This window comes from Zavarzinia sp. (genome assembly GCF_049306435.1).
Taxonomy (GTDB): domain Bacteria; phylum Pseudomonadota; class Alphaproteobacteria; order Zavarziniales; family Zavarziniaceae; genus Zavarzinia.
Genome location: NZ_JBAQRT010000046.1, coordinates 1 through 8,649, shown reverse-complemented (window position 1 = coordinate 8,649; position 8,649 = coordinate 1). Strand labels below are relative to the sequence as shown.

Genomic DNA, 8,649 nt, shown 5'->3' with positions numbered 1-8,649 from the left:
AAGCGGCCCTGCACGGTGCCTGGTGCGACCGCCGCGACCCGGCGGAGCCGCCCCCGTGGCGCCACCTGCTGGTGCTCTATAACCGGCTGCTGATGCTGCGCGACGATCCGCTGGTTCGGCTGAACCGGGCCGTCGTCGTCGCCGAGGTCGAAGGGGTGGCCGAGGCGCTGGCCGAGGTGGCGGCCCTGCCGGCGCATCTGCTGCGCGACCACCTGCCCTATCACGCGGTCAGGGCCGATCTCCTGCGCCGGGTCGGGCGGCCAGACGAAGCACGCGCCGCCTACGATCGCTGCCTCGGCCTGAACCCTGCCCCGGCGGAAGCGCTGTGGCTGAGGTGCCAGCGCGACCGTATCGCGCCGTCGCCCTGATCAGCCGAGCAGCACGAAGATGAACACCAGCGGCAGCGCCGCCCAGATCAGGGCGAAGACCAGCGCCCGCTTGAGCCAGGCGAGGATCAGCGCCGGCAGGGCCGAGACGACGCAGGCGATGCCGGCGACGACGGCGAAACCTTCGGCCATGCCGTTGCCCGCCGCATCCGTGCGGATGAACAGCGCCTGCCACAGCAGCAGGAGGAAAACGGCGATCTGAAGCCCGGCGACGGCGAAGACGGCGGCGCGCATCGGCCTTACCTCGTGTTGAGGAAAAGGATCAGGTCGAGGGACGGCGGCACCCGCCCGAGAAGCGACAGAAGGCCGTGGGCCTGGCCACGGTGATGGGTCTGGTGGTTGAAGACATGGGTCAGCATGTCGGCCCTTGAATTTTCCGCATCGCCGCGTGTCATGGTGCGATAGGCGATGGTGCCGGCGAAATCCGCTTCGGCCAGACCATCGATATAGGCGATCAGGCGCCGGTCCGTTTCCCGCCGCGCCGCGTCGAGCGCGGCGAAATCCTGGTGCAGGGTCTGGTCGAGACTGGTGATATCCGCCGAGGGTGTGCCGGTAAAACGGCCGAGCCAGATCAGATCCGCGACGAGGATATGGTTCAGCGTGCCCCGAAAAGAGCCGAAGAACGCCTTGAGGTCGCGGGCGAAATCCTCGTCCGGCAGGTTGCCCACCGCCTCATAGAGTCGCCGGTTGGCCCATTCGTTATAGGCCGCCAGGGCCTGGAAATGCGCCTTCACGCTTCCCGCCCCAGGGTCGCCATGACTTCCTTCCATTCGCGGACCGAAAGCCCGCTGTCCTCGCGGCTCAAGGGTGCGCCGTCGATCATGGATTTCACCACCGCGAGCGCCTTGGCCGACAACAGCACGCCGCCCTGACGGTAGTTGGAGAAAGCATCATAGGTCGCGGGCACCCAGCGCTTCAGAACGTCAGCCATGGCTTCGGCATAGACACGGATTTCATATTGCGCATGAGGATCGGCGCGTAACGACAGGAAATGCATGAAATTATGCAGGTCGGTCTTCCAGTACCATTGGGTATAGAAGTTCAGCGACAGGTTCATGCGGGCCAGTTCCCGGGCAAGGCCGGTGACCGACACATCCTGCGCGGCGGCGGCAAGGCCCCGGTCCTCCTCGGGGCCGGCCTCGCCGGTACCGAGCATTTCGAGGTAATGGTCGTAATTCCGCTCCGCGTCCTCGCGCAGCAGCTTCATCACCTTTTCCGCCTGATCGGGCGGCAGCACGTCGCCGCGTCCCTGACGGTTGGAGGCGGATTGGGCCGCCAGATGCTCGGGCTTCGGGATATAGAATTCCCGGTCGAGCAGCGAATAGCGCGCCGAATATTCGTTCACATTGGCGGTGCGATGGCGGATCCACTGACGCGCGACGAAGATCGGCAGCTTCACATGGAATTTGATCTCGCACATCTCGAAGGGGGTCGAGTGGCGATGGCGCATGAGGTAAGCGATCAGCCCCGCGTCTTCCCGCACCTTCTTGGTGCCCTTGCCATAGGAGACGCGGGCCGCCTGCACCACCGCCGCGTCGTCGCCCATGTAATCGATGACGCGGACGAAGCCGTGATCGAGCACCGGGATGACGTCGTAGAGGATCTCCTCGAGAGCGGGCACGGTCGCGCGGCGCGTCACGAAATTCTGGGCGCGCAGGGCGTCGATTTCGGCCTGTTGCTCGGGGGTCATGTCTCTCGAACCTTCCTGATCAGAGGCCCTGGTGCTCGTGGTGCAGCAGGGTCCCGCAGTGCTTGCAGTGAATCGCATCGCGGTCGTGGCGGATCAAGCCACAACCGCCGCATTTGAGATAGATGCCGGTCGGCCGCAGCACCGCCCGCACCAGATTGAGGAACAGGCTGACTCCGACGATCATCACGATGACCGACAGGATGCGGCCCCATTGCCCGGTCAGGGTGACATCGCCGAAGCCGGTCGTGGTCAGGGTGGTGACGGTGAAATAGACCGCGTCGGCGTAAGTGCGCACCTCCGGATTCACCCGGTGCTGCAAGGCGAAGATCACCCCCGACATCACGAAGACGAAAACGAAGAGATCGAGCCCGGCGCGCACCGCCATCTCCTTCTCCTCGAGCCAGGGCGACAGATGCTTCAGCTGGCCCAGCACCTGATAGGAAACGGCGATGCGCCGTGCCCGCAGGATGCGAAGGAAGGCGAGGCTCTCCAGCCCCGGCACCAGCAGCGAGGCGACGACGACGAGATCGAAGATCGTCGACAGCCGCAGCAGATGGCGCAGCACTCGCGGCGCGATCCACAGCCGCGCCCCGACATCGAGCGCCATCACGATGCCGATCGCGAGATCGGCCTGCCAGGGCGTCGCTTCGGCGATGAAGGAATAGACGACGAAATAGACGACCGTCGCAAGGTCGAAGGCCAGCAGGACATAGCGGAAGGCGACGGTGACGGGATCGCTGCCGCGATAAAGATCGGCCACCCGCAGGCGCAGCGACGGGCGATGCGTCCGGACGCGCTTGTGTCCGTATTGCTCCTTCCCCGCTTCCGCCATGCCTCGATTCCCGCCCGTTCACGATATGCCTTCAAATCCTGCGGACGATGCCCTATATGTGGCGTGTCGGGCAACCGACTATGGCGATAAACGAAGTTCGGAATAGACGTTACGGACCCGGGGGCGGTACCCGGCGCCTCCACCATGTGCCGATGGGACAATGGACCAAAGGGCAGCCGATATCTCGTCGGCAGATGATGGGGGCGAAACAGGATCGACGTGCGTAGTAAAGGGACGTTCTTTCGCTCGGCATGATACCGCCGTTATCGGGTCAATTCTACAAGTGCCAATGACAATGAAATGGCGCTCGCTGCCTAACTAGTTAGGCAAGCGCGGTTCGGGGGGCACCGGGCAACAGAAGCCCCCCACCTTCACATCGCGGCTCTATATCCGGCTTAAATTTCACGATCCGTCAGGGCATGGCCTTTTCAAGAATGTCGGCCATCTTGGCGCGCCAATCCTTCCCCAAAGCCTTGAACCGGGCGATGGCGCCCGGATCGAGGCGGAGCGTGACCGCCTCCTTCGCGTTTTCAAGGCGCGGGCGCCCGCGCGTCCTCTGAATGCTGGCGTAAAGGTCGGGCAGAGCCTCCCTGAACGGTTTGCCCTGCTTCAACTGTTCGTCGGTCAGCTCGGGAGCATCCGGATCACTGGCGATCATCTTCTGGATTTCCGCTTCCTCCGCATCACTAAGCGGGCGCTTTGAAGAGAATTTCTCGCGCATCAGCAGCCCCTTTCCTTTCGGCTGGCCGGCCGCATCGAAATGACCGAAATCGCTTCCGAACCGAGCGGCCTGAACACGACGGCAATGACGATCTGGCCATTCAATTCGCCAATGGCGATGAGCCGGCCCGCCTTCGCGGGGTAAACCGTCGAGGCCTCGAAAAATTCGAGGGTCAACGCCGCGAAATCCAGGCCGTGCTTGGCCAGATTCTGGATGCGCTTCGGCTCGTCCCAAACGACCTTCATGTATTATTTGTACACGAAAAATAAATCTGGGACAAGAAATAACTGTGTACGAAAATTCCCCGCCACGGCGAACAGGGAAATGGCGACCCCGGCAGGGCTCGAACCTGCGACATCCCGCTTAGAAGGCGGGTGCTCTATCCAGCTGAGCTACGGGGCCGCGGGGGCGCCTCGGGGCGAGGCGCGCGTGATCGCGGGGGTGGCGCGCGGGGCGCCTGGTCCTCAGCGGACCTTGTCGTAGCGGAAATTATCCGCGTAGGTCTTGATCTTCAGCGGGAAGGGCTTCGGCTCCTGCACCTCGAAGGGGATGCGGTGCTTCTCGCAATAGGCGATGGCGGCTTCCTTGCTCTCGAAGGTCATGCGCACTTCGCCGTTCATGTCGGTCGTGCCGGTCCAGCCCATCAGCGGGTCGAGGCGGCGGATCGCCTCGGGCTCGAAGTCGAGAACCCAGCGGCGGCTGTTCGCCTTGCCCGACTGCATCGCGTTCTTGGTCGGCAGATAGATCCGGGCCTGCATCTCTGTGTGTGCTCCGTCTGGTGGCGCCGATGTCGCTTGCGCCCACTATTCCGTAACGGCCGAGAACATGGTCTGATCCCGCCGCATTCGTCAACTGTTGCCCGCGTTTCGGGCTTTCGTCCATGGTCGCATGAGCATCGCCGCAACGCCAATCGAACTCGTCATCGCCGGGCTCGCCCTGATCGCCCTTGTGTTCGGCCTTGCCGCCGTCCTGCGCGGCCGGGGCGGCGGCGACACGCGGCTCGATGTGATCGAGGCGGGGCAGCTGCGGCTGGAGCGGGCGCTGCGCGAGGAAATGGCCCAGAGCCGGCAGGAGGCGGGCGCCGGCCTGCAAGCCTTCGGCGATGTGCTGGAACGGCGCTTCGACCGGCTGGCCGCCGATTCGGCCGCCAAGCTGGAGGAGATGCGCCGCACCGTCGACGAAAAGCTGCAGGGCACGCTCGAGGCGCGCCTCGGCGAATCCTTCCGCCAGGTCTCGGAACGGCTGGAGGCGGTCCATCGCGGCCTTGGCGAGATGCAGAGCCTCGCAGCGGGCGTCGGCGACCTGAAGCGGGTGCTGGGCAATGTGAAGGCGCGCGGCATCTGGGGCGAAATGCAGCTCGACGCGCTGCTCGGCCAGATCCTGACGCCGGAGCAATTCCTGACCAATGTCGCGACCAAACCCGGCAGCGCCGAGCGGGTGGAATTCGCCATCCGCCTGCCCGGCCACGACAAGGACATGGAAGTCCTGCTGCCGATCGATGCCAAATTCCCCCGCGAGGATTACGAGCGCCTGCTCGACGCCGCCGACCGGGCCGACGCGGAAGCGGTGGAAAGCGCCGCGAAGGCGCTGGAAAACCGGCTGAAAGCCTTCGCCCGCGATATCCGCGACAAATATCTGAACCCGCCGCAAACGACCGATTTCGCCATCATGTTCCTGCCGACCGAGGGGCTTTACGCCGAAGCCCTGCGCCGGCCCGGCCTCGTCGACCTGTTGCAGCGAGATTTCCGCGTGATCCCGGCCGGGCCGACCACAATCGCCGCCCTGCTGAACAGCCTGCAGATGGGCTTTCGCACCCTGGCGATCGAACAACGGTCGAGCGAGGTCTGGCAATTGCTGGGCGCGGTGAAGACCGAATTCGCCCGTTACGGCGAGGTGCTGGACAAGGTGCAGAAGAAACTGGTCGAGGCCAGCAGCCAGATCGACAAGGTCGCGGTCCGGCGCCGGGCGATCGACCGCCAGCTGCGCCAGGTCGAGGGCCTCGACCCTGTCGCCGCCGCCCGCCTGATCGATCTCGAAATCGCCGATTCCGGCTCCGAAGAGGACTAGAGAGCACCATGGGACGCATCGTCGTCATCGCCGCCCTGATCTTCCTCGCCGTCGTCGGCGCCGCCTGGATCGGCACCTTCACCGAGAAGATGCAGAGGCGCCTCGGCCGCCCGGCCTCGCCGAAGCTGCCGGCGACGCGGGCCGCGCGGCTGCGCAATTTCGCCATCGGCATCGCCATCCTGCTGGCGCTCATCGTCGCCGGCTTCCTGATCCAGTCGCCCTCGGGCAGCTGAGCCCCGGCCCCCGCCCCGGTCTTCGCCGAAAGTAGGGGGGGCAATAAGCCGCAGCCCACCCTAGACTGATCCCATGTTGCGAAGAGGGGCGCGCAAGCTCCCGTCAGGAAGGGATTGGCATGGTATCGGCACTGATCCGTCTGATCGACGGGGTGAACGAACGTGTCGGCAAGATCGCCGCCTGGGCGATCCTCGCCGCGATTCTGGTCTCGGCGATCAATGCCATCATCCGCAAGGTGTTCGGAACCTCGTCCAATGCCTGGCTGGAGCTGCAATGGTATCTGTTCGGGGCGACCTTCATGCTGGCCGCCGCCTGGACGTTGAAGTCCAACGAACATATCCGCATCGACATCATCTCCAGCCGCCTGTCGAAACGCTGGCGTGACTGGATCGACGTGTTCTGCCACGTCTTCTTCCTGCTGCCCTTCGCCGGGTTGATGATCTGGCTGGGCGTGCCCTATTTCCTGAATTCCTTCGCTTCCGGCGAAGTGTCGAGCAGCGCTGGCGGCCTCGCCATCTGGCCGGCCAAGGCGCTGATCGTCGCCGGCTTCATCATGCTGTTCCTGCAGGCCCTGAGCGAACTCGCCAAGCGGCTGCAGATCATCGCCGGGCTTCGCCCCGACGACGCCAGGCCCACCGGCCATGCCGCCGCCCTGCCGCCCGAAGCCGACACACCGGCTTCGGCGCACGACCGCTGATCCGCGCCGAACCCGATCGAGGAGCAACCGACTTGGCCGTGCTGATCGCCCAGAACCTTGCGCCCATCATGTTCGCGGCGCTGGTCTTCTTCCTGTTGCTCGGCTATCCGGTCGCCTTCTCGCTGGCGGCCAACGGGCTCATCTTCTTCGCCCTCGCGGTTGAACTCGCCCCCTATGCCCCGGACACGATCACCCTGTCCTGGCCGCTGCTGCAGGCGCTGCCCGACCGGGTGCTGGGCACCATGTCGAACGAGGTGCTGCTGGCGGTCCCCTTCTTCACCTTCATGGGCCTGATCCTCGAGCGATCGGGCATGGCCGAGGATCTGCTGGACACCATCGGCCAGCTTTTCGGCACGATCAGGGGCGGCCTCGCCTATGCCGTCGTCTTCGTCGGCGCGTTGCTGGCGGCCACGACCGGCGTCGTCGCCGCCTCGGTCATTTCCATGGGGTTGATCTCGCTGCCGATCATGCTGCGCTATGGCTACGACCGGCGCATCGCCGCTGGCGTCATCGCCGCCTCGGGCACCCTCGCCCAGATCATTCCGCCCTCCCTCGTCCTCATCGTCATGGCCGACCAGCTCGGCCGTTCGGTCGGCGACATGTATGAGGGGGCCTTCCTGCCGGGCATGATCCTCGCCCTGTCCTATGCCGGCTTCATCTTCGTCGCGAGCCTGTTCTTCCCGAAGATCGCCCCCGGCCTGCCGGCCGAGGCGATTGGCCATCATGAACCATCGGGTGCGCGCGGCGTCTGGCAATTGGGCGTGCTGCTGGCTTTCTCGAGCGTCGTCGCCTGGTGGGTGATGAGCCAGACCAGCGTGAAGGCCGGGGCCGATTTCGTCATCCTGTGCATCTGCATCGCGACCGTGGTCGCCCTGATCGCCGCCGTGATGAACCGCTTCCTCGGCGCCAGGCGCCTGCTGGCCAATGGCGTGCTGACCCTGATCGTCGCCGGCCTCTATCTCTTCCTCAAGCAGGACGGCGCGGGCACCGGCGCCCTTCTGATGGAAATGCTGGCGGCCGGCGCGCTTTACGGCTTCGTCGCCGGGCTGATCGAGCGGACCTCCGGTTTCCGCCTGGTCTCGGCCATGGCGCAGCAGGTCACCTTCGTCATGGTGCCGCCGCTGCTGCTCATCTTCCTCGTGCTCGGCACGATCTTCATCGGTGTCGCGACCCCGACCGAGGGCGGTGCCATGGGCGCGCTGGGCGCCCTCATTCTGTCGGGGGCCAAGCGTTTCGCCGACCGCGACCCCAAGCGTTTCAACCGTGAGATCCTGGTCCAGGCCACGATGGCGACGGCGAAACTGTCGGCCTTCGTGCTGTTCATCCTGATCGGGGCGCGGGTGTTCTCCCTCACCTTCTATGGCGTCAACGGCCATATCTGGGTCGAGCATCTGCTGACCAGCCTGCCGGGCGGCGAGATCGGCTTCCTCATCGCCGTGAACCTGCTGGTCTTCGTCCTGGCCTTCTTTCTCGATTATTTCGAGCTGGCCTTCATCATCATCCCGCTGCTGGCCCCGGTCGCCAATGCCCTCGGCATCGACCTGATCTGGTTCGGCGTGATGCTGGCGATCAACATGCAGACCTCGTTCATGCATCCGCCCTTCGGCTTCGCGCTGTTCTTCCTGCGCTCGGTCGCGCCGAAGGATCCCTATACCGACCGGGTGACCGGGCGCCAGATGGCCCCCGTGACCTCGGGCCAGATCTATTGGGGCGCCCTGCCCTTCCTGTTCATCCAGCTGGCCATGGTCGCCGTGGTGATCGCCTTCCCCGGCCTCGTCACCCATTACAAGGCGGGCGAGGTCACCATCGACCCCGCCTCGGTCCAGAGCACCTTCGACCAGTTGCAGATACCGGGCGGCGAACAGGACGAGGGCCTGCCCGGCCTCGAGGGGCTCGGCAATTAGCCGGCTCCCGGAACTTCAGTCCTTGTGGAGGAAACAATGAAACGTCGTGAGTTTCTGACCGGCGCGGCCGCCGCCACCGCCGCCACCGTGGCGGCCGGCGCCGCCACCACCCCGGCGC

General features: G+C 65.2%; 12 protein-coding genes, 1 tRNA gene and 1 other RNA gene. 6 read left to right on the top strand and 8 right to left on the bottom strand.

Annotation, left to right across the window (positions count from 1 at the left end; translation table 11 throughout):
• On the top strand, nucleotides 1–368 hold a 368-nt coding region (locus tag WAZ62_RS02320), incomplete at its 5' end, for a tetratricopeptide repeat protein (RefSeq protein WP_422641919.1).
• Here the strand turns inward: WAZ62_RS02320 and WAZ62_RS02315 are convergent.
• Genes WAZ62_RS02315 through WAZ62_RS02300 form a run of 4 tightly spaced genes read right to left on the bottom strand, consistent with a single transcriptional unit; the run spans nucleotide 369 to nucleotide 2,908 of the window.
• Nucleotides 369–620: a hypothetical protein gene (locus WAZ62_RS02315; protein WP_422641918.1), complete on the bottom strand. Its 252-nt coding sequence runs from the start codon at nucleotides 618–620 to the stop codon at nucleotides 369–371.
• A gap of 5 nt (nucleotides 621–625) precedes the next feature.
• On the bottom strand, nucleotides 626–1,120 hold the full coding sequence (locus tag WAZ62_RS02310) for a DinB family protein (protein WP_422641917.1): 495 nt from the start codon (nucleotides 1,118–1,120) through the stop codon (nucleotides 626–628).
• Nucleotides 1,117–2,076, bottom strand: coding sequence for an FAD-dependent thymidylate synthase (thyX, locus tag WAZ62_RS02305; protein WP_422641916.1), 960 nt, complete (start codon nucleotides 2,074–2,076; stop codon nucleotides 1,117–1,119). The genes WAZ62_RS02310 and thyX overlap by 4 nt, the downstream gene beginning before the upstream one ends.
• A 19-nt stretch (nucleotides 2,077–2,095) precedes the next feature.
• Nucleotides 2,096–2,908, bottom strand: a complete 813-nt coding sequence (locus WAZ62_RS02300) for an ion channel (protein ID WP_422641915.1) — start codon at nucleotides 2,906–2,908, stop codon at nucleotides 2,096–2,098.
• 26 nt (nucleotides 2,909–2,934) lie between these two features.
• On the opposite strand from WAZ62_RS02300, the gene ssrA reads away from it, so the two are divergent.
• Nucleotides 2,935–3,278: a transfer-messenger RNA gene (gene ssrA, locus WAZ62_RS02295) on the top strand.
• 42 nt (nucleotides 3,279–3,320) lie between these two features.
• On the opposite strand, the gene WAZ62_RS02290 is transcribed toward ssrA, so the two are convergent.
• The 4 genes from WAZ62_RS02290 to WAZ62_RS02275 form a co-directional block, all read right to left on the bottom strand.
• On the bottom strand, nucleotides 3,321–3,629 hold the full coding sequence (locus WAZ62_RS02290; RefSeq protein ID WP_422641914.1) for a BrnA antitoxin family protein: 309 nt from the start codon (nucleotides 3,627–3,629) through the stop codon (nucleotides 3,321–3,323).
• Complete coding sequence (locus WAZ62_RS02285; protein WP_422641913.1) at nucleotides 3,629–3,874, bottom strand: BrnT family toxin; 246 nt, start codon at nucleotides 3,872–3,874, stop codon at nucleotides 3,629–3,631. The genes WAZ62_RS02290 and WAZ62_RS02285 overlap by 1 nt, the downstream gene beginning before the upstream one ends.
• Before the next feature lie 80 nt (nucleotides 3,875–3,954).
• Nucleotides 3,955–4,031 (bottom strand) — tRNA-Arg (locus WAZ62_RS02280).
• A gap of 62 nt (nucleotides 4,032–4,093) precedes the next feature.
• Nucleotides 4,094–4,387, bottom strand: coding sequence for an ETC complex I subunit (locus tag WAZ62_RS02275; RefSeq protein ID WP_422641912.1), 294 nt, complete (start codon nucleotides 4,385–4,387; stop codon nucleotides 4,094–4,096).
• Between the two features lie 130 nt (nucleotides 4,388–4,517).
• On the opposite strand from WAZ62_RS02275, the gene WAZ62_RS02270 reads away from it, so the two are divergent.
• From WAZ62_RS02270 to WAZ62_RS02255, 4 genes are all read left to right on the top strand, one after another.
• Nucleotides 4,518–5,696 (top strand): DNA recombination protein RmuC, encoded by a 1,179-nt coding sequence (locus WAZ62_RS02270; RefSeq protein WP_422641911.1) that lies wholly within the window; start codon nucleotides 4,518–4,520, stop codon nucleotides 5,694–5,696.
• Nucleotides 5,697–5,704: 8 nt separating this feature from the next.
• The gene (locus WAZ62_RS02265) at nucleotides 5,705–5,929 is read left to right on the top strand and encodes a hypothetical protein (protein WP_422641910.1); all 225 of its coding nucleotides are present in this window, start codon (nucleotides 5,705–5,707) and stop codon (nucleotides 5,927–5,929) included.
• A gap of 119 nt (nucleotides 5,930–6,048) precedes the next feature.
• On the top strand, nucleotides 6,049–6,627 hold the full coding sequence (locus WAZ62_RS02260; RefSeq protein ID WP_422641909.1) for a TRAP transporter small permease subunit: 579 nt from the start codon (nucleotides 6,049–6,051) through the stop codon (nucleotides 6,625–6,627).
• 38 nt (nucleotides 6,628–6,665) lie between these two features.
• Nucleotides 6,666–8,531, top strand: a complete 1,866-nt coding sequence (locus WAZ62_RS02255; protein ID WP_422641920.1) for a TRAP transporter large permease — start codon at nucleotides 6,666–6,668, stop codon at nucleotides 8,529–8,531.
• Nucleotides 8,532–8,649 lie beyond the last annotated feature (118 nt).